This is a genomic window from Collinsella sp. wc0583 (genome assembly GCF_046116915.1).
Lineage (GTDB): Bacteria > Actinomycetota > Coriobacteriia > Coriobacteriales > Coriobacteriaceae > Collinsella.
The window spans coordinates 229,367-249,269 of sequence record NZ_JBJXBN010000002.1; the positions used below are offsets into that span (position 1 = coordinate 229,367).

A 19,903-nucleotide genomic window follows, 5' to 3' on the forward strand; every position below is an offset into this window, starting at 1 on the left:
TTCCAGATCGACGCTCAAAAGGAAACCGCATCCCGCTTTGATGCGGGGACTGCGGACAAAAGCTGAACCGTGATCTGGCTCGGATTGGAGTTCGCCTGAATCGTTGATGCTGGCTGGTGTGGGCGTGGAGATAAACGAGCAGCCCGAGCGATATAATGACACGTTATGGAGGTCATATGCTCTTTTCCCGCTGTTCTGCCACATCTGCTTTCGCCATTGCGCTCGTCGTAATGGCGGTTACCCCTTATCACCGGTTTTCATCTTCAATCGGCTTGGCATCAGGTGCAATGACCTGGCTCGTTATCCTTGGCGCATGCCTCGCGGCGTTTGGTCATGGTGTTGCGCTCCGCAAGGGGAGAGAAATAAGACGGCCGGGTCGCCTTGGCGTCTTCGGTGTTTTCCTTGCTGCTATTGCGGTGGTTCCCGAATGGGTCGACTTGGCCTTCTATGCTCGCGGAGATTCTATTCCAATCGTGTTTGCACCAATCTGGTTGTTGCATCGTGTTTCGTGTGCCTTGTGCTTCACTGGGTCGTTGCTCCTCTCATATGTAATTTGGGATACGGCGGGCTCTCCTTTGATACGGGGGGCGGCGCGGGACGGCGAAAGGGGGACCCGCCGATCGCAGAGCACGCTTTTTGCAGAAACAATAGTTGTCCTGTCTTGCCTGCTGTTTTGCTGTCGAATTTCATGGAGAGTCGTTCCCGAGCCATGGGGGATGCCCTCTGTAACGGCCGCATCAATTGGCCTCGTGCTTTTAATTCCGCTGGTCTATCTCGTATTGGCTGCGGTCCCGCTGCTTTGCTGTCCCCGCGCCTTTGGTCGGGGGCAGGGCGACGTGTTTGCCCGTTCTGTGCTTGTAGCAGTTCCCATTGGCCTTGTTCTGGCTGTCGAGGTGGCATACTTTGCAAGCGATGCCGCAGTCATTGCATCACTGTCGATGGGGTCCGCTATTGCTGTTGCCGCCTTCGTATGCACATTGCTAAGGGAGAAACGGGACAACAATTCGGATACCCCTCGCACGTCCGACCCATTCGATGCGGGGGTGTTTTCCCCTGCCCTGTCGCCTCGAGAAGAGCAGTTTGTTCGACTGCTGCTCAAAGGGAAAACGCCGGCGGAAATTGCCAGGGAGACGGGTACGAAGCCATCGACGGTGCGAACAACGCTTCACCGAGCATACGGGAAGGCATCGGTTGCGGGCTCACGCGAGCTCGTGGCATTGTTTGCGGGTGAGGGTGATGCTACAGGGCCTGGTCTGCTGCAGCGGCATGCTGGTGATATGTTGACATCAGTTCGGACGCGCCGGCTGTTTCGATACCTGCTCACAACATTTTTTATCCTCCTTGCGGCGGGCCCCTTGGTAATGGCGGATAGCGATTGGGGATCCGGTGTTTCGCGGGCAGTCGCCTTTTCTCTCGCAAGCTATGCATTGGGTCTCGGACTGCTTCTGTCGCTGCACTACGCGGGTGAAAAACTGAATCGTGAAGTTGCGCTGACTAGAACGGATGGGGCGATTGGGCTCGGAAGCCCGTGCGTATGGGCGGTGCTGTCTGCCGTGGAATGGTCTTTTGTCTATATCGCGGCATGGAGGTGTATATGCGATCCGTTGATGGCTGCGCCGGTCCTGCTGTGCGGCGTGGCATCTACGGTCTCGCTCGCTGTTGGGCTGCGTCCGTTTAAGGTGCATGCCCGTGTCCGGGCTATCGTGCCGTTGGTGTCAATAGGTGCGGCTACTTTAATCCATGCGGCCACTAGGGGGCGAATCCATGGGTTCGCGGTGCTGACGGGGATGTTGCTCACATACATAGTGCTGCGTAGCTGTCCGCAGCGCAAAATGCTTGGGATATGGATGCTTTGCTTTGGGGCGGCGGCTCCTGTCTGGGTTGTCTTGCTCAACATGGTGCAGGATCTGACGGTTTTCGAGCCTCTGTTCCTTGCGTCGTTGCTGGGGCAAAGTTCGGCCGTCAATGTCGTCGTGGCAACGGTGATTGTTTGCTGGTCTGTGCCCATGCTCGTTACGCACATCGTGCTCGTACGCTCGGTTGAGGACGAGAAGGCCGTCTTGAAGTACCGTGCGAACGGGTCCACCGAAGCAGCTCACGTGCGCCGGCTGGCTCTGCTTACGTCGCGCGCCCTGTCCGATGTTCAGGCCCGAATATTGTTGATGACGGCAGAGGGCACAACGACAAAGACCATTGCGCAGGATGTCGGTTACGCTGCATCTACGGTGCAAGCGCTGCGATCCGCGTCCTATCGCCAGTTGAAGATCAAGAACAAAGCAGAGCTTATTTCATTGTTATCGCAGGTAGATAACGTGTAAACGCCTGGATTATCAACTCAATAGCGAGTGTTTACAGACATCTTTCTCCATTCATGCAAAGGTTGCTGTGCGTCGACGCATTGTTAGCCGCTTTTGATTGGAGAAGGCCATGATTAAGCCAAGGAGCGCTATTACTCGAATCGGAGTCGGGTTGGCGATTGCTGCGGGTCTGTCCCTAGGGGTTCCCGCTGCATCGTTCGCGCAAGAGGAGTTTGACACCTCTCAGGTTTCTAGCATTACTCAAAACGCCGATACGGGAATTACGACCTGTACGAACAATGCCGATAGGGCATTTAGTTTTCAATGTGCCGGGACGAGTGCAACTGGTTACCGTCAAAAGGATGATTCCTCATCGCTCTATCTGGATATCCAAGGTTATACGGGAAATCCGCTTCGGTTATATACAGACGGTGCGTATAACACAAGCGGTAGCGGCAGCATGAATTGTACTCAGGGAACGTATCGTTCGAATCACAAGGGACAGTGGGAAATGTATAACCTCGTCCGTGAGAACGGGCGATCTGCGGCGCGACTGACTGCATGGGCGGAGTCTGGCTACGGCACTGTTATTGGTGTATGGAGCCCCGACTGCGTCGGGCATTTCCGCAAGCTTCCCGCATAGTTGTTTGAATTGGCTCCCTTCCGGCTTTCTGGGTCGGAAGGGGGAGGAGGACGTATGAACCAAAGGCTCGTAAGATATGAGCTGTCGAAAACGATAAGACGCCCAGCTTTTATCTTTGCTCTCTTGATTGCAGTCGCAGTTGCAATAGCTGCTGCGCTGGAGCCGTGGGCAAATTTGGAAAAAGAACGTCACAACCTTCTTTCTTTTGGTTACGGCGTTGGCATGCAAGCCAAAAACTATCTCGGTCAAACACGTGAAAGCAGCTTCGGTAACTGGATTGTTGTGAGCGCGAACGCGCCACTGTCTGCGTCGGTGTTTTTCTATGCACTGCCCCTGCTTGCAATGTTGGCCGGATCTTGGTCGTGCCTCTTTGAGCGTTTGAGTGGTTATGACATGCAGATATGCACGCGCGTTTCCAGAAAGGCATACGTGAACGTAAAGGTGCTGTCTGCTTTCCTCTCCGCGTTTACAGTGACTGCCATTCCTCTGCTCGTCAATTTCCTGATTGTCTCGATGCTTTTTCCTGCGTATCTTCCTCGGGTCGATGAGTCGACCTACGTAGGGCTTTACCTACATAGCTATTTCTCCGGTCTATTTTATTCACATCCTTTGTTATATGTGCTTGCATACACGCTGTTCGATGCGGTCACGCTCGGGACTTTATCCATGGCTGTAACTGGCTTCTCAATTTTGTTTCGTAGCAGAATCAAAGCGATAATTGTCCCGTATCTGCTAATGGTTGCGTGGCATTTTGCAAATGGCTGGATCTTCGGCGTAATGGCTTGTGTGGGGTTTAACTGCAATATCTTCAACAGCATCAGGTCGGAATCGCTGAATAACTGGCCAGACATTCGAGCCGGTTTTGCGGAAATCATATTATTGACCCTTGCTTCGTTGGCTTTTTCTGGGGCGTGGAAAAGGCGGGAGATGGTCTGATGCTGTTTAGGCTGGTCGCCGCGGACCTGAGGACCGTTTTGAAGAAGAACATCATTACCTTTATTGCGATTGCGGCAGTGACCGTTGCGAACCTGGTGTACGCCTACGGTTTGTCTTCTGTGTATGGGGTCAGGACGGATGCCTTGGGGTTTGCGGACAATCTTGCGCTCGTGTTTGCCGGATCTGCTCCGTTTGAGCCTAGGCCCGGGGTCATGTTTGTGCCTCCGCTAGGATGGCTATTTCTCATTCTGCTTATTCTCTATACAACACTCGATTATCCCGCCGAATCGTTGCACGGGTTTGGTTTGCAAACGCTTGTCCGATGCCGGGCGAGAACCCTTTGGTGGGTCTCGCGTTTTATCTCAGTGGCGGCGATAACAGCATTTTCGCTGCTCGTGGTGGTTTGCTCTGTTGTGATTTGGAGCTTGATGGTGAGTGCCTCGTTCAGCGCGGTCATCCATGGCGAGTCGCTTCAGCTGGCTAATTTGGCGCCGTGGTTTCTCAAGGCGAGCGAAGCAGGTGCACTGCCGTTTTTCGCAGGTCTCTTTCTTGCTTTTGAGGCGCTTGCGTTTGTGCAGGCAACGGTTGGGTTTGTGCTTGGGCCGTCAGTTTCATTTGCGGTTGTAATGAGCTACCTGATCTGTTCGGCATATGCGCGGCATTGGGCGCTACTGGGAAATGCCTTGATGCTGTTGCGCTGGGGTGGAATCGTCAAAGAAGGAATTGCGACGGGCTCGAGTGGCTTGTTTTCAATTGTGATTATGTCGTTATGCCTATCGTTGGGTGGACTGTGGTTTCGAAGGGCCGACCTTATCGAAAAGAGGGACAAGATATGAGTGTGATCGTTAGGGACGTATCGAAGCGCATGGGCAAAAACGATGTCCTGCGCAACGTGTCTATCGAGGTTGACCCTGGGACTGTGGTCGGGCTTCAGGGGATAAACGGTTCGGGTAAGACCATGCTCATGCGAGCGGTCTGCGGATTGATTAGACCCACCGAGGGCGAGATTATTATCGATGGCCAAAGACTTGGGGCGGATATCTCGTTTCCGCCGAGTCTGGGGATGTTGATAGAGGCGCCTTCCTTTTTAGGATATCTGTCTGGTTACGACAATCTGGAGCTCATAGCTCAAATCAATGGCGTTGCCACCCCCGAGGACATTCGCTCTGCCCTGCGGCTCGTGGGGCTCGATGCAGACGAAAAAAAGAAGTTTCGAGCATACTCGCTTGGGATGAAGCAGCGTCTGGGAATAGCTGCGGCAATTATGGAAAAGCCGAAGCTGCTTGTTCTCGATGAGCCAACGAATGCCCTCGACGAAGCGGGCGTGGAAATGCTCAAGCGCGTTGTGGCGATGGCGGCATCAACGGGTCGCGAGGTTCTTCTGTCTAGCCATGACGGAGAGGTGCTCGAGGAGCTAGCCGATCGTGTTTACTGCATGCGCGACGGTGCCGTTGTGAAAGTTCGGGAAAGGTCGTGAGCGCGATGAAGAAGGCCCTGTTGACGAGAAGGTCGATGCTCGCGCTTTTTGGCTGTGCTGTTACCGGCCTTGCGGGCATGAGGGTGAGCGTCGTTAACGGGAACCGGACAGTCATTCCTGAAAAATATTACGCGGAGGGCGAATGGCTCTCGATGGATGGGGCGTTTCTGGGGTCGAAGGATGTGGCGACTGACGGGTATTCGTTTTGCATAGACGGGGCAGAGCTGCTCACGCCGCGCGAGTATCTCAAGCGTGCGCATGATGATTATTCAAAATATGGCATCGTAGATACGAAAACGAAATTGAAGGACGCCGACATCACGTGTGTTATCGCCGTAAAGATGCGTGTCAGGAATAAGGACAATGTCGAAGGCGGAATTAAAGCGTATGTTTGGCATTTGGTGCCGGAGTCTGCGCCAAACTATGACTTTGTGGTCAATACCGATCTGATAACGCAGGCAATGCCGGTGCTGGGCGGTTCTGCTGCGTTTGCTGTACAGGTTGGGGCGGAGAACGAGTTACTCGTCCCATTCATGATGCAAAACACCAACGACTATTTCGAAGGTTACGAGACCGTCCGTTTTGAGAAAGCGTTTCCCGGGACCTATACGATGAAGATGACCGATCTGCCGGAGCGAAGGCTCTTCAGGTTTGAAGTTAAATAGCTCGAAGGCCCTGTTGGGGGAGCCTCATCCTACGCTGAAGCGGGATGAGATTCCCTTCGCAGTGGCGCTCGGCCCTAGCGCTTCTTCTTGCTCTTCTTCTGCTTGCGCCGCTTGCCCTTGTTGTCCTGGGGCTTGTCGGCCTTGTCGCCCTGCTTAGCTTCGGCTGCGGCCTTCTCGGCCTTCATTTTCTTCTTCTTGGTCTCGATGCGGAGCTTTTTGTTGATGCGCGCCTTAAGGAAGGGACCAAACCGCTCGGCATCGCCGCGGACAAAGGTGTCCTTAGGAATCGTCACGCCCTGGTCGGCGAACATGGCTACAAAGATGTGCTCGCCGTCGAGCACGTGGTCGAGCTTTTCAAACGGGAAGAACTGCGACTTGCCGCTCTTGCCCCAAACCATCAGGCCGTCCTCGTTGGCGGCGACGCGGCGATAGCGGCCACCCATGGACTCGTCGGCCTCGACGGCATCGATAAAGTCGCGGGCGAGGGTGTGGTGCAGGTTTTTGCTCCACCAGGCCAAAAAGGCGCCGAATACGATCAGGACGACGCCAAACTTGATCCAGTTGCCGCCGGCCACCAGCATGCCAATGCCGAGCAGCGCGGCAATTGCCGCGGCGACATACAGCGAGCCGCGACGCCTGGGTGAGGCGACCAGGCGGGCGAAGTCGGTGACCAGGTCGTTTTCGTACTGGTACTCGTTGAGGTACAGGATGCCGTCGTCGGCTGCGGCCTGCTTCTCGAGCGCGACCTCGACCTGGTCGGCTGCTTCGGAGGGAACGAGGTTGCTCTCTGCGTCTGCCATGCTCTTTGGACTCCTATCGCGGCGGGCTCGCCGTACGGGTTATTATGAGTGAAGTATGCCGTGCGACCGCATGGCCGTCGCGGCAACAAGACTCAGTATACCCGGGGGAGCACCCATGGAATCGTTGTACCGAAAGTATCGCCCGCTCACCTTCGACTCCGTGGTGGGCCAGCAGCATATCGTCTCGACGCTCGAGCACGCCATCACCGAGGGACGCCTGTCCCACGCGTACCTGTTCTGCGGACCGCGCGGCACGGGCAAGACCACCATGGCGCGCATTCTGGCCAAGGCGCTACTGTGTCGCAACGCCGAGGCGGCGCGCGCCGAGGGTGCAAGCGGCTGCATGCCCGACGGCACCTGTGAGGAGTGCGAGCTCATCGCCGAGGGCAACCACCCCGATGTCTACGAGCTCGATGCCGCAAGCCGCACGGGCGTGGACAATGTGCGCGAGGAGATCATCAACTCCGTCAACTTTGCCCCGGTGCGCGGCAAGTACAAGATCTATATCATCGACGAGGTTCACATGCTCACGACGGCGGCGTTCAACGCGCTGCTCAAGACGCTCGAGGAGCCGCCGGCGCACGTGATCTTTGTGCTGTGCACCACCGACCCGCAAAAGATTTTGGAGACCATCCTCTCGCGCTGCCAGCGCTTCGATTTTCATCGCATCGGCAACGAGGATATTGAGCATCGCCTGTCCTACGTGTGCGAGCAGGAGGGCTTCGATTACGACGACGAGGCGCTGGCTATCGTGGCGCGTCATGCCAAGGGCGGCATGCGCGACGCGCTCTCCACGCTGGAGCAGCTGAGCGTCTTCGGCAACGGTACCGTGCACGCGGACGATGCCCGCTCGCTTTTGGGCGAAGTTTCGGACCAGATTCTGGGCGAGTTTGCGCGCGCCATCGCCGAGCGTGATATTGCTGAGCTCTATGGGCTCATTCGCGCACAGGTCGAGGAGGGCAATGACCTGCTTGAGCTGACGCGCGACCTGGTGGCGCATGTGCGTGACGTGTATGTGGCCTGCGTTGCCGGTGCCCGTGCCGAGCTGTTTGAGGGCGGGGCCGAGCAGGCCGAGGCGCTTGCTGCCGAGGCTGCTGCCTTTGGCGAGCATCCGGCCGACCGTCTGGCCCGCGTGTTGACGGTGCTCGACGATGCCGCGCTGGAGATGAGGGGCGCGAGTGACGTGCGCCTGGTGCTCGAGATCGCCTGCACGTGCCTGGCACGTCCCGAGGCCGATCTGACCATTGAGGCCCTGGCCGAGCGCGTGGCGCGCTTGGAGGTCATGGTCGCCAACGCCGCGGTGCCGGCGAGCGTGGCTGCTGCAGGTGCCGCGCCTGCGGTTGTCGCGGCTGCACCTGCGGCGATGCAACAGCCGACACTGATCTCGGGTGCCCGAGCTGCCGCTCCTGTGGCATCTGCCGTGCCCGCCGCTGCGTCTGCGCGCCAGGGCGGCATGCCCTGGGACCGAGGCACTGCCGCTCCGGCGACCCAGCCTGCGCCCGCGCCGACCCCCAAGCCTGCCGCGCTGACATCTCAGCCTGCATCGGCTCCGATGTCTCAGCCCGTTGCGGCTCCCGCGCCTGCCGCCGCTCCGGCACCTAAGCCCCAGCTCAACAACGCCGCCCAGGTTGCTGCCGCCGGCGCCGCCGAGACCCCCGCGGTTGAGGATGCCGGCGAGCTCCAGCGCAAATGGGCCGAGGTCGTCGAGCGCGTCAAGGCCCAACAACCTTCTTATGCGGCTCTCCTGTTGAACGCTCGCGCTACGGCAGACGATGGTTCTAAGCTCACGGTCTCGTTCCCTACGGCATTTGCTATCAAGATGCTCGGGCGTGCTGATACACAGGCGGTGTTTTTGCCGACAGTCAGTGCGGTTTTCGGTCGTCGCACCGTCGACTATGTCTTGGATGGAGGTGGCACGCCGGCTCCTCAACATGAGGAGCATTCTCCATCTGCACGGGCTGCGGCATCTGCGGACCCGCAACCCGTGTCCTCGGCGGCCCCTGCATCCTCGAACGCCAGCGCGATGCAGCCAAAAGCGGCACCGGTAGCGGCACCGACCCCGTCGGCGCCTGAACCCGCTGCGCCCAAACCGGCTGCTCCGGTCCCCGCGCCCAAGCCCGCTGCCGCGCCTGCGCCCGAGTCATCCGACCTGGCCAAGGCCCCCTGGCTGCGCTCCGACAACCCCGCCGGCGCCCCCGCTACGGGTAAGCTCCCGACCGAACCCGCGCCCCGAGCGCCCGAGCGCGCGTCCGCTTCCAAGACTCAGCCGTCTGCGCAGGCTGCGTCGTGGGAATCCGAGCAGGTGCCCTACGACGACGCCATGGTCGGCGGCTTCGCCGGCGATACGAGCGGGGAGGATCTTCCTCCGTTCGACGTGCCTGCCGCGGTGCCTGCGCCCAGCCCTGCCGCTTCAGCCGCGGCTCCCGCAGCTGCGACGTCCGCTCCCACAAGCGATGACGCCCCCGCTGCCCCTTGGGAGTCCAACCCCGGCGCCGGCAGTCCCTTCGGCCACCAGGGCGCAGCCCCGAGCATCCCGCAGACCGAGGATGAGGCCAAGGCCCTCATCCGCAACGTCTTTGGACAGGCCACCATCTTCAAACCGGTGGAGTAACTGTGCGGGCGGGTACGCTGCTCAAGAAGAGATCTCTTTGTCCGGGCGCATCTGTATTTCGGACATGTGTAGTGTGGTGCCGCGTATATCGCATTCGAGCAGACAGGCGCGTGACGGTCGGCCTAGGATGCTGAGGTCGATACGATATGTCGCATGGCTGTCCGTGTATTCGACTTGCTCGGCGTTGACGGTTGCTCCGATTGTAAATAAAGAGCCCAGTTCGGCATCGACAATCTTGGAGTCCTTTATCTTGACCTTGAACTCTTGGTAGAGGGACGGGCTGTTGTAGTAAATGGTTCGGGTTCCGTCGGTGCACTCATCGGTCGCTTCCCATTTGACGACGGGCTGGTCCGAGCTGGCTATCAGTAGTTCTGCTCCAAAGGCTATGGCATGGGTGATGACAACCAGCAATGCCCAGCCGACAAAGAGATAGAGAACCACATATGCAACGGGGTGTTTTGAGCGGATGTTTTGGAGCGCGTCGGGGGCATTCATGGGGCACCTCCAAATTGCTATCTTTGACAATCAAATTTTACCATGCCGTCATGAGCGCCACCTCGAGCGGCGGTTTAGCATTTTGCTATCTAGCTGGATGCAGCAAATGCCGGGTTCCGGTTCTACAAGATTTAGCTTTCGATATTATGTAGATGCGAATTATTCAACTTTGCATAATCTTTGGACGCGGCTTGCACTCCAGGACATGTATATCGACTGGGGTAGCGTGTCCGCCCCGCTCGCTGACCTCGTGCCGTGGTACGATTTTTGAGTTTGAAAGCCCCGCCGCGTCCCGGCTGCCTTTGCAGCTCGTCGCGCGGCCGCACGTAAAGGAGCCATCATGGCCGGTATGAACATGCAGCAGATGATGAAGCAGGCCCGCAAGATGCAGGAGCAGCTTGCCGCCGCGCAGGAAAACCTCAAGTCCCAGACCGTCGATGCCTCTGCCGGCGGCGGCATGGTCAAGGTGACCGTTAACGGCGAGATGGAGCTCGTCAACCTCACCATCGACCCTGATGCGCTCGATCCCGAGGACGTCGATATGCTGCAGGACATGATCATGGCTGCCGTCAACGAGGCCGTCCGCGGCGTCAACGAGCTCGCCAACAAGCAGATGGGCGCCATCACCGGCGGCCTCAACATCCCGGGCATGCCGTTCTAAGACACGCATATATATGAGTGCCAACCATAGCCTGCAAAAACTGCTCGATGAGTTGGGCCGCCTGCCGGGCATTGGCCCCAAGTCGGCCCAGCGCATCGCCTACTACCTGCTCGAGGCCGATGCCGAGGAGGCCCGCCGCCTGGCCGAGGCCATTCTGGAGGTTAAGCAGGAAGTGCATTTTTGCAGCCGCTGCTTTAATTACGCCACCGCTGACGAGTGCTCCATTTGCCAAGACTCGATGCGCGACACCACCCGCATCTGCGTGGTGGGTGAGCCGCGCGATGTCCAGGCGATTGAGCGCACGGGCAGCTACCACGGCCTCTACCACGTGCTGGGCGGCGTGATCAGCCCCATGGACAAGATCGGTCCCGAGCAGCTGCACATCCGCGAGTTGCTGGCGCGCTTGGGCCACGAGGATATCCACGAGGTCATTATCGCCACCAACCCCAATATCGAGGGCGAGACCACGGCGAGCTACCTTGCTCGCACCATCAAGCCACTGGGCGTCGAGGTGTCGCGTCTGGCGAGCGGCCTGCCCGTGGGTGGCGACCTGGAGTATGCCGACGAGCTCACGCTCGGCCGCGCTATCGAGGCCCGTCGCGCGATCTAGGATCTAGATATCGGTCCACCGACCTCGCGTTTCCCTGCGCGTTGCACGCGGTTGCCATAATTGGCCCCATGTTTGTGCATTTGTTGTGCAACAAATGCACTTTCCATCCGCTTATCGCATGGATGCCCCTGTTCGCGTCCCGTATTTGCGCGTTCGTTGCGCAACCTTTTGTGTTCGCTGATACACTCAACTATGGGTTTGAATGAATGCGCCGCTTTCGAGCGGCGTGTTTTTGTTGGAGGAGATCGCATGCGGCCCGGGGGCACTCAGACAAAGCATGGCGCCGCGGTGCGTATGCGGCGCCGGTTGGGCCTGGCGCCTCGGGCGTGTGTGCTGCTGTCCTGTTCGCTGGCGCTGGTCGTTGCCGGCGTTTCTGCCTACGGTTTGGCTGTGCCACCTATGGTGCAAGCGCGTACCGCGCGCGAGTTGCGCGTGGGGCACAAGGCCAAAAGCGATTTGGGCACCACAACCGGATACGCCTGGGCGAGCGTAGTCACGCACGTCGTGTTTGGTGTCGACGACGCGGGCAGCGCCGAGGCGTCGGACAACGAAATCGCGCTTGCCAACGGCAAGACCATCGTGCTCACCAACACCAAGATCATCCATCACCTTTCCGATAACAGCGTTTCGACCGTCGTAAACAAGGCCGAGCAGCAAAAGGGTCAGGATACGCAGCAGTCGGGGAAACCTGGCGGCTCCGGTTCGTCTGGCTCCAGCTCCGATTCGTCGAACTCGAGCGGTGGCTCCGGTTCGGGCTCCGCCTCCGGCGGGTCTGGGGGCGACAGCTCGACGGGCGGCAACACCGGTGGCAATACAAGCTCCAGCGGCCTTTCGACCGCCGAGGAGGAAAGCATACACAGCTGGCTCGTGACCAAGTGCAATATGCTCGACGGCTATGTCTCTCGGGCAAATAGCGCGGTCTCGACCTATAACGCAACAGGCGATACCGGGCCGTGCGATAGCCTGGCCAACGATATGTTTGTCATCCGTGCCGAGTTTGGCCGGCAAACGTTTTCTCCCCACTCAAAGTGGTATCGGCAGTACGCCAACCTATGGGGCTGCTACACCAACCTGTGCCAATGGGTGGGGCATTACGGCGATGATGACATTGCGCTTAACAACTTCAACAATAGCCTGGCGGCGATCGCCCTATGACGAACGATCTCGCTTCTGCGGCAGCCCAGTCGCTCAACCGTGATCCCATGGTGGGCCTGCGCCTGGCGCGCGTCGACGGGTTTGAGCCGGCCGTCGCCCTGGGCACGGACGAGCTTCCCGCCTACCTTCGCCGTTTTACGATGCTGTTTGCCGATGACGCCACCATGCGCCGTGGTGGTATCGGCCGTGTGACGCGTGCCGTCAACGCGCAGGGCGAGGCCGTGGCGCTCAAGCAGCTCATCTTGCCAACGCGCGACGAATTTGATGACGATGTCGCCCACGAGGCGCTGGTCACCAAGTTCAAGGCGGCGTTTCGCGAGGAATATGAATGCCATCGTGCCCTTTCGGGCCTTAAGGGCTTTCCCCGCTTGTACGGGTGGGGCGAGGTCGACGGCGTGCCCGCGATTGTCATGGAGTGGGTCGAGGGCGAGACGCTCGCTCGCCTGCGCCCGCGCTTTGCCGTGGACGATGCCGGGTGTCTGTCGCCGCTCGTGGCGGCGCGCCTGGGTCGCGACCTGTTCGATCTGCTCTGCCGCATGAGCTTGGTGGGGGAGGGGTTCGTCCATCGCGACATCTCGCCGGCCAATATTATGGTGCGCACGGCGCGCCTACCGCTCGACCGACAGCTTGCCGAAGGCACGTTCGATTTGTGCCTCATCGATTTTGGCTCGTCGCTGGCGCTCGAGCCTGCCTCTGCGGTGGCGGGAACCGGCGGCAGGGAGTCCTTTACAGAGCGCTACGCCACGTTGCGTCGCGCGACGGTTGCCTACGCTCCGCCCGAGATGCTCACCGACGATATTGCCGACCTGCGCGTTTTGCGCATGTCGCCGGCAATCGACGTGTATGCCGCGGCGAGCACGGTCTATGAGCTCATCGCCGGTGTCGCGCCGTACGAAGTAGCGCCGGGCACGTCGGGTACTTCGGGCTCGCGCAAAAAGACGCGCGATATCGCCAGCCCTTATCGTCTCAAGATGGATACGCTGCCCGATTATCCCGTCGGCGCCCACGCGCCCGGCTGCGACTTGACGCAACTGCTGCGACGCGAGCCCGATGTGGCACTTGCCGCGGCCGAACAGGCTCAGCAGCTGGGGCTCGATCCAAATTCCGAGGATCTGCGCGATGCGCTGGCGTTTGTCGACGCTCAGCTGTTCGATGTGGTGATGGCCTGCCTGTCCTGCCATCAGGAAGATCGTCCCGAGCCGGCTGCGGTGGAGGCGGCGCTCTCGGCATTTTGCGACCACTATGCGCAAAATGTCGCCCGCTCGCTTCGCGCCGAGCCGCTCATGCCCTGTCCCATGGACGCGTCCGGTCGCGCGGTCCGTCGCGCTGCGATGATTGGCGCTGCGGCTGTCTGCGGCCTCGTATGGGCCGTTGTGGTGGTGTCGGCGGCGCTGCTGGCGTCGGGTGCTCGTATGACGGTTGCCGTGGGGCACATTTCGTGGTCCGGCACACTGCCGGGCATCGTCGCCGTGCTGGCGTTGGCGCTGCCGAGCGTGGCGGGCATTGCCGTCGGAGCTTTGGCGCGCAATCGCCGCGCGGGGTTCCTGCAGGGCGTGTTGGCCCTTTCCGCCTGTGAGGTTCCGGCTCTGGCCGCACTCGCATGCGCCGTGTTTTCCCAGCGCGCCGTGGCGAGCGGTTTCGTTGCCGCCTTAATTGCAACCTATGCGCTCACGTGGTTTTTGCTGGCGATGGGGTTTGCCTTTGAGCTTCCCGTCGTGTCAGCACGACGTGCGAAAATTCCCATGGCGACGCCGCTTGCCGGCGGAGCCGCGGCTGTTCGCGCCTTTGGCGGGCCGGCCGAAGTATCCGACACTATCTCTGCGACCAAGGAGGGCTAAGCCATGGCTTCTCAAGCTGAGCTCACCCCGTGCGGGGCAATGTTTGACATCTTTAAGCGCGCAGCGCACCTGAGCCATATCGAACTGTGCGGCCTGGTGCTCTCGAGCCGCCCGCTGGCCGATGGCCGCAGCCCCCAGAGCCGCGCCGCCGATCGCTCCTGGGTCTCGCGTTTTATCGTGCGCGCTCCGGTCGGCACGCTGCAGGAGCGCTATTTTGCCGATTACGGCACCTCGGCCGCGCGCATCATGTCGCATCTGGCCCTGCGCCGCCGCAATCCCATGAATGCCACGGCGGTGATCAACATGGTGTGCGGGCCCGCTGGCGAGCCCATGGTGCGGGCGCTCGAGGAATGCCATCAGGATACGAGCCTCTACCGCAATGCGGTCGAGCGCCTGTCGCAGGCGGCGGAGCTTATGCCCGCCGAACGTGCCGAGGCCGTGCTGGTGCTGTTTGTCGCCGTCGGTTGCTCGGCAGATGTTCGATCCTCGGTGACCTATGCCATCGACTACGCTCATGCGACCTGTGGCGGCGCCACATCGACGCCGCGCTCGCTGAGCACCTCGACGGTCACGGGCGAGCACGAGGCGGCGCCGACGCATCCGCTGGGACTGCTGCGCGTGCAAAACGGTTACGTGGTAAGTGCCCCGCGCTGGATTCAGCCGAGCGAGCAGGGCGTGGAGATCGGTGCGCTGGCGACGGGGGAGGGCGATATCACCGATGTGGGCGATGACGTTTCGGCTCGCCATGCCCACGTGTGGTGCGATAACCAAAATACCTGGTACGTCGAGGATCTGTCGTCCACCAACGGAACCGTGGTGGTAAACGGCGCGACGAACGTCTGCACCCAGGTCGAGCCTGGCCGCTCCGCTCAGCTCAACCCCGGTGACGAGCTCAAGCTCGGCGAATCCACCACCTACGCCATTCTCCTCGGCGCCCTCTAGCTCATCTCCTAAATAAGTTGCGGTGAAATAGAGACTGTTTAAGGCCGCGACCGGCAAATACAGTCCCCATTTCACCGCAACTGCCGTGTGGTCGGCGATAGAGAAACGAGAGTGGATTTCCGGACGCACGAGAGAGGATTTTCGGACGCACAACCCATGAGAGTGGATAATCTCCCACTTTTGGTCAAGATACAGGCAAAAAGTGGGAGATTATCCACTCTCGATGCAGGCTGCGACTTTTCCGTCCGAGGGGCCATCTCGCCCCTTGGCAGTCACCCGAGGTAAACCTTTACCTCCCACCTATATTTGTCGAAATTACACTTGACGGCGGGGTACAATAAACCCGCATGCGGATTTCCGTTGCGGGCGCTTCCCATCGCCGGGGCGTGCCCGGGAGCATCCGGCATGCGGCCTTTGCGGCGCTCGGCCATGTGCAAGACGGGTAGCTAGGCCTGCGGTGCGCAAGCGCCCCTCGCCTTGGCATGCCTTCTCTCCACGCCATGTACCTGCTGCTCAGTCTGCCTGCCAGATGATTGGAAGCAACAGCGAAAATCCCATCACGCCAACATCCCGGCAATCGCCGGGGCCTGTATACCTATATGAGAGGAGAGGGGTATATGGCGCGTAAGTTTAAGTCTATGGACGGCAACGAGGCGGCCGCATATGTTTCGTATGCGTACACCGAGGTAGCGGGAATTTATCCCATTACGCCGTCCAGCCCGATGGCCGACCACGTCGACCAGTGGGCGGCCCAGGGTCGCAAGAACATCTTTGGCACCCCGGTCAAGGTCGTCGAGATGGAGTCCGAGGCAGGTGCAGCCGGTACCGTTCACGGTTCGCTGGGCGCCGGTGCTCTGACCACCACCTACACGGCTTCTCAGGGCCTGCTCCTGATGATCCCGAACATGTACAAGATCGCGGGCGAGCAGCTCCCGGGCGTCTTCCACGTCTCCGCGCGTTGCGTCGCTTCCCACGCCCTGAACATCTTCGGTGATCACTCCGACGTCATGGCCTGCCGCCAGACCGGTTTCGCCATGCTCGCCGAGGGCAACGTCCAGGAGGTCATGGACCTCTCGCCGGTGGCTCACCTTGCCGCCATCGAGGGCAAGACCCCGTTCCTTAACTTCTTCGACGGCTTCCGCACCAGCCACGAGATCCAGAAGGTCGCCATGTGGGACTACAAGGATCTGGCCGAGATGTGCGACATGGACGCCGTCCAGGCTTTCCGCGATCACGCGCTCAACCCTGAGCACCCGCACACCCGCGGCAGCCACGAGAACGGCGACATCTTCTTCCAGAACCGCGAGGCCTGCAACAAGGTCTACGACGAGCTCCCTGCCGTCGTCGAGGGCTACATGAAGAAGATCAACGAGAAGCTCGGCACCGATTACGGCCTGTTCAACTACTACGGCGCTCCCGACGCCGATCGTGTCGTCGTGTGCATGGGCTCCTTCTGCGACGTGCTCGAGGAAGTCATCGACTACCTCAACGCTCACGGCGAGAAGGTCGGCCTGGTCAAGGTTCGCCTGTTCCGTCCGTTCTCCATCAAGCACTTCGTCGACGTTCTCCCCGAGACCGTCCAGAAGATCGCCGTCATGGACCGCACCAAGGAGCCGGGTTCCATCGGCGAGCCGCTCTACCAGGACGTCGTCTCCGCTCTCTACGAGGCCGGCAAGACGGGCATCAAGGTCGTCGGCGGCCGTTACGGCCTGGGCAGCAAGGACACGCCTCCCGCGTCCGCGTTCGCTGTCTTCGAGGAGCTTAAGAAGGACGAGCCCAAGCGCGAGTTCACCATCGGCATTGTCGATGACGTGACCAACCTGAGCCTGCCCGAGGCCGAGGATGCGCCCAACACCGCAGCCCCCGGCACCATCGAGTGCAAGTTCTGGGGTCTGGGTGGCGACGGTACCGTCGGCGCCAACAAGAACTCGATCAAGATTATCGGCGATCACACCGACAAGTACGTTCAGGCCTACTTCCAGTACGACTCCAAGAAGACCGGCGGCGTCACCGTTTCGCACCTGCGCTTTGGTGATTCCCCGATCCGTTCGCCGTACTACGTGACCAAGGCCGACTTTGTCGCCTGCCACAACCCCAGCTACATCGTCAAGGGCTTCAAGATGGTCCGCGACGTCAAGCCGGGCGGCACCTTCCTGGTCAACTGCCAGTGGAGCGACGAGGAGTTTGCCGAGCACATGCCCGCCGTGGCCAAGCGCTACATCGCGAACAACAACGTCAACGTCTACCTGATCGACGCTATAGACCTGGCTGCCAAGGTCGGCATGGGCAAGCGCACCAACACGGTGCTCCAGTCCGCCTTCTTCGCGCTGGCCAAGGTCCTGCCCGCAGAGGACGCTCTGCAGTACATGAAGGACGCGGCCACCAAGTCCTACATGAAGAAGGGCCAGGCCATCGTCGACGCCAACCACAAGGCCATCGATGCCGGCGCTACCGCCTTCCGTAAGTTCGAGGTTCCGGCCGACTGGGCAACTGCCGAGGATGCCGCTCCCGTCGAGCTCTCCGAGGAGACCAAGTCCGCCATCGCCCAGCAGGTCAAGAACCTGCTCGAGCCCATCGATCGCATGGATGGTGACAGCCTGCCTGTTTCCGCCTTTGTCGATTGCGCCGACGGCCAGTTTGAGCTGGGCGCCTCCGCATACGAGAAGCGCGGCGTCGCCGTGGTCGTTCCTCACTGGGACGAGACCAAGTGCATCCAGTGTAACCAGTGCGCTTATGTGTGCCCGCATGCCACCATCCGTCCGTTCGCGATGACCGAGGACGAGGCTGCCGCCGCGCCCGAGGCTACCCGCACGCTCGACGCCATGGGCCCCAAGGCCAAGGGCATGAAGTTCACCATGGCCGTGTCCCCGCTCGACTGCATGGGCTGCACCAACTGCGTCAAGGTCTGCCCCAAGGGCGCCCTCGAGATGGTTCCCACCGAGCAGGAGATGGACCAGCAGCCCGTTTGGGACTACATGGTCGAGAACGTCTCCGAGAAGAAGGAGCTCATCGCGGCCAACGTCAAGGGCAGCCAGTTTAAGCAGCCCTACCTGGAGTTCTCCGGCTCCTGCGCCGGCTGCGCCGAGACCGCCTATGCACGTCTGGTGACCCAGGTCGCCGGCGACCGCATGTTCATCTCCAACGCCACCGGCTGCTCCTCCATTTGGGGCAACCCCGCTGCCACCGCTCCTTACTGCAAGGACAAGGACGGTCACGGCCCGGCGTGGAACAACTCCCTGTTCGAGGACAATGCTGAGCACGGTCTGGGCATGGCCGTCGGTTACGAGGCCGTCCAGAAGAAGCTGATCGCCGCTACCCAGGACATCATCGCTGCCGATGGCCCGTCCGATGAGCTCAAGGCTGCCGGCCAGGCTTGGATCGACTCCGTCAACGACGCCGAGGCTTCCAAGACCGCTGCCGCTGCCTACGTTGCCGAGCTCGAGAAGTGCGGTTGCGACGCTTCCAAGGCGATCCTCGCCGACAAGGCTTACCTCACCAAGAAGTCCTTCTGGATTTTCGGCGGCGACGGTTGGGCCTACGACATCGGCTTCGGTGGCCTGGACCACGTCCTGGCTTCCGGCCACAACGTCAACGTCTTCGTCTTCGACACCGAGGTTTACTCCAACACCGGTGGCCAGGCCTCCAAGGCCTCGAACTTAGGCCAGGTCGCTCAGTTCGCCGCTGCCGGTAAGGTGACCAAGAAGAAGTCTCTGGCCGAGATTGCCATGAGCTACGGCTACGTCTACGTGGCGCAGGTCGCCATGGGTGCCAACCCGGCTCAGACCCTCAAGGCCATCCACGAGGCCGAGGCCTACGACGGCCCGTCCCTCATCATCGGCTACAGCCCCTGCGAGATGCACTCCATCAAGAAGGGCGGCATGCAGAACTGCCAGGCCGAGATGAAGAAGGCTGTCGAGTGCGGTTACTGGAACCTCTTCCGCTTCAACCCCGAGGCTGCTGCCGGCAAGAAGTTCTCGCTCGATTCCAAGGAGCCCGCGGGCGGTTATCAGGAGTTCCTGATGAACGAGGCCCGTTACGCTTCGCTGACGCGTTCCTTCCCCGAGCGCGCCGAGGAGCTCTTCAAGGAGAACGAGCAGGCTGCCATGGACCGCTACGCTCACCTGCTGAAGCTCAAGACGGTGTACAACGAGGCCTAGGTCTCCCACCGCAGGATCTGAGGGCTGACCTTCGCGGACGTCCTCGGACATGAAAGAACCCCCGCTGCGCACTACGTGCGGCGGGGGTTCTTTCGTCCTGCGGAGTGTCCGCGAAGGTCAACCCTCAGATCCTGCTACGACTACCTCCTCGGATTGTGTGGGCTGATGAAGGACGTGGTTGTGGGGGCCTTTTGTCCCTTTCGCTGTTTCGCGGCTTTGCCGCGAAACCTCGCGCCACTTTGGGGATGGATGGAGGTTTTGGCTGTTGCTGCCTTCTATCCCTGTGCTTTGGGGCTGGTTGCCTTTTTGGAGCTCATCTTTATTCCTTATGCTGAATGAAAAGCCCCATGTTTTTGCAGGGGTGCATACTCGTCTTATTAATGCATAGAATCTCGTATAGTGCGAGTAAGATATTACGCTGTCTGTTTTGTGTTTAGCAGAGATATAGTTTGCATAATCTGGTCGAATCCCTGCTCTATTAAAATAAAGTCGCACGTAAATGGCGTAGATATGCCTAAGCTGGGCTTCTTTACGCTGAGCGGGTAAAAATGACCGTTCACCGTTCAACTGTTTTCAAAATGAATAAAATAAGGGATAACAGGAATATAAACCTTAA

The 19,903-nt window shown here is 59.9% G+C and carries 15 protein-coding genes; 13 read left to right on the forward strand and 2 right to left on the reverse strand.

The genetic code is table 11. The annotated features are described in order from the left end of the window. Positions 1-176: 176 nt before the first annotated feature. From ACKUUJ_RS02660 to ACKUUJ_RS02685, 6 genes are all read left to right on the forward strand, one after another. Positions 177-2,318, forward strand: coding sequence for a LuxR C-terminal-related transcriptional regulator (locus ACKUUJ_RS02660; protein ID WP_409064572.1), 2,142 nt, complete (start codon positions 177-179; stop codon positions 2,316-2,318). Between the two features lie 109 nt (positions 2,319-2,427). After that, positions 2,428-2,940, forward strand: coding sequence for a hypothetical protein (locus ACKUUJ_RS02665; protein WP_148315808.1), 513 nt, complete (start codon positions 2,428-2,430; stop codon positions 2,938-2,940). Between the two features lie 54 nt (positions 2,941-2,994). Next, positions 2,995-3,876 (forward strand): hypothetical protein, encoded by an 882-nt coding sequence (locus tag ACKUUJ_RS02670; protein ID WP_118098139.1) that lies wholly within the window; start codon positions 2,995-2,997, stop codon positions 3,874-3,876. A 38-nt stretch (positions 3,877-3,914) separates the two neighbouring features. Further along, positions 3,915-4,712, forward strand: a complete 798-nt coding sequence (locus tag ACKUUJ_RS02675) for a hypothetical protein (protein ID WP_147356338.1) — start codon at positions 3,915-3,917, stop codon at positions 4,710-4,712. Between the two features lie 29 nt (positions 4,713-4,741). Then, positions 4,742-5,353: an ATP-binding cassette domain-containing protein gene (locus tag ACKUUJ_RS02680; protein ID WP_270226310.1), complete on the forward strand. Its 612-nt coding sequence runs from the start codon at positions 4,742-4,744 to the stop codon at positions 5,351-5,353. Further along, positions 5,350-6,018, forward strand: coding sequence for a hypothetical protein (locus tag ACKUUJ_RS02685; protein ID WP_373205084.1), 669 nt, complete (start codon positions 5,350-5,352; stop codon positions 6,016-6,018). The genes ACKUUJ_RS02680 and ACKUUJ_RS02685 overlap by 4 nt, the downstream gene beginning before the upstream one ends. A gap of 74 nt (positions 6,019-6,092) precedes the next feature. Here the strand turns inward: ACKUUJ_RS02685 and ACKUUJ_RS02690 are convergent, their stop codons facing one another. Continuing rightward, entirely contained in the window at positions 6,093-6,818 is a 726-nt protein-coding gene (locus ACKUUJ_RS02690) for a hypothetical protein (RefSeq protein WP_409064573.1), read from the reverse strand. A gap of 115 nt (positions 6,819-6,933) precedes the next feature. On the opposite strand from ACKUUJ_RS02690, the gene dnaX reads away from it, so the two are divergent. Further along, positions 6,934-9,429: a DNA polymerase III subunit gamma/tau gene (gene dnaX, locus ACKUUJ_RS02695; RefSeq protein WP_409064574.1), complete on the forward strand. Its 2,496-nt coding sequence runs from the start codon at positions 6,934-6,936 to the stop codon at positions 9,427-9,429. Positions 9,430-9,450: 21 nt separating this feature from the next. Here the strand turns inward: dnaX and ACKUUJ_RS02700 are convergent, their stop codons facing one another. After that, positions 9,451-9,924 (reverse strand): hypothetical protein, encoded by a 474-nt coding sequence (locus ACKUUJ_RS02700; protein ID WP_118098127.1) that lies wholly within the window; start codon positions 9,922-9,924, stop codon positions 9,451-9,453. Between the two features lie 340 nt (positions 9,925-10,264). On the opposite strand from ACKUUJ_RS02700, the gene ACKUUJ_RS02705 reads away from it, so the two are divergent. The 6 genes from ACKUUJ_RS02705 (at position 10,265) to nifJ (ending at position 19,287) form a co-directional block, all read left to right on the forward strand. After that, complete coding sequence (locus ACKUUJ_RS02705; protein ID WP_006235174.1) at positions 10,265-10,585, forward strand: YbaB/EbfC family nucleoid-associated protein; 321 nt, start codon at positions 10,265-10,267, stop codon at positions 10,583-10,585. A 13-nt stretch (positions 10,586-10,598) separates the two neighbouring features. Continuing rightward, positions 10,599-11,195 (forward strand): recombination mediator RecR, encoded by a 597-nt coding sequence (gene recR, locus ACKUUJ_RS02710; RefSeq protein ID WP_099432550.1) that lies wholly within the window; start codon positions 10,599-10,601, stop codon positions 11,193-11,195. 249 nt (positions 11,196-11,444) lie between these two features. Then, positions 11,445-12,350 (forward strand): hypothetical protein, encoded by a 906-nt coding sequence (locus ACKUUJ_RS02715; protein WP_409064575.1) that lies wholly within the window; start codon positions 11,445-11,447, stop codon positions 12,348-12,350. Continuing rightward, positions 12,347-14,188, forward strand: a complete 1,842-nt coding sequence (locus ACKUUJ_RS02720) for a serine/threonine protein kinase (RefSeq protein ID WP_409064576.1) — start codon at positions 12,347-12,349, stop codon at positions 14,186-14,188. The genes ACKUUJ_RS02715 and ACKUUJ_RS02720 overlap by 4 nt, the downstream gene beginning before the upstream one ends. 3 nt (positions 14,189-14,191) lie before the next feature. Continuing rightward, the gene (locus tag ACKUUJ_RS02725) at positions 14,192-15,130 is read left to right on the forward strand and encodes an FHA domain-containing protein (RefSeq protein WP_409064577.1); all 939 of its coding nucleotides are present in this window, start codon (positions 14,192-14,194) and stop codon (positions 15,128-15,130) included. A 617-nt stretch (positions 15,131-15,747) separates the two neighbouring features. Beyond that, positions 15,748-19,287: a pyruvate:ferredoxin (flavodoxin) oxidoreductase gene (gene nifJ, locus ACKUUJ_RS02730; protein ID WP_342996857.1), complete on the forward strand. Its 3,540-nt coding sequence runs from the start codon at positions 15,748-15,750 to the stop codon at positions 19,285-19,287. Positions 19,288-19,903: the final 616 nt, after the last annotated feature.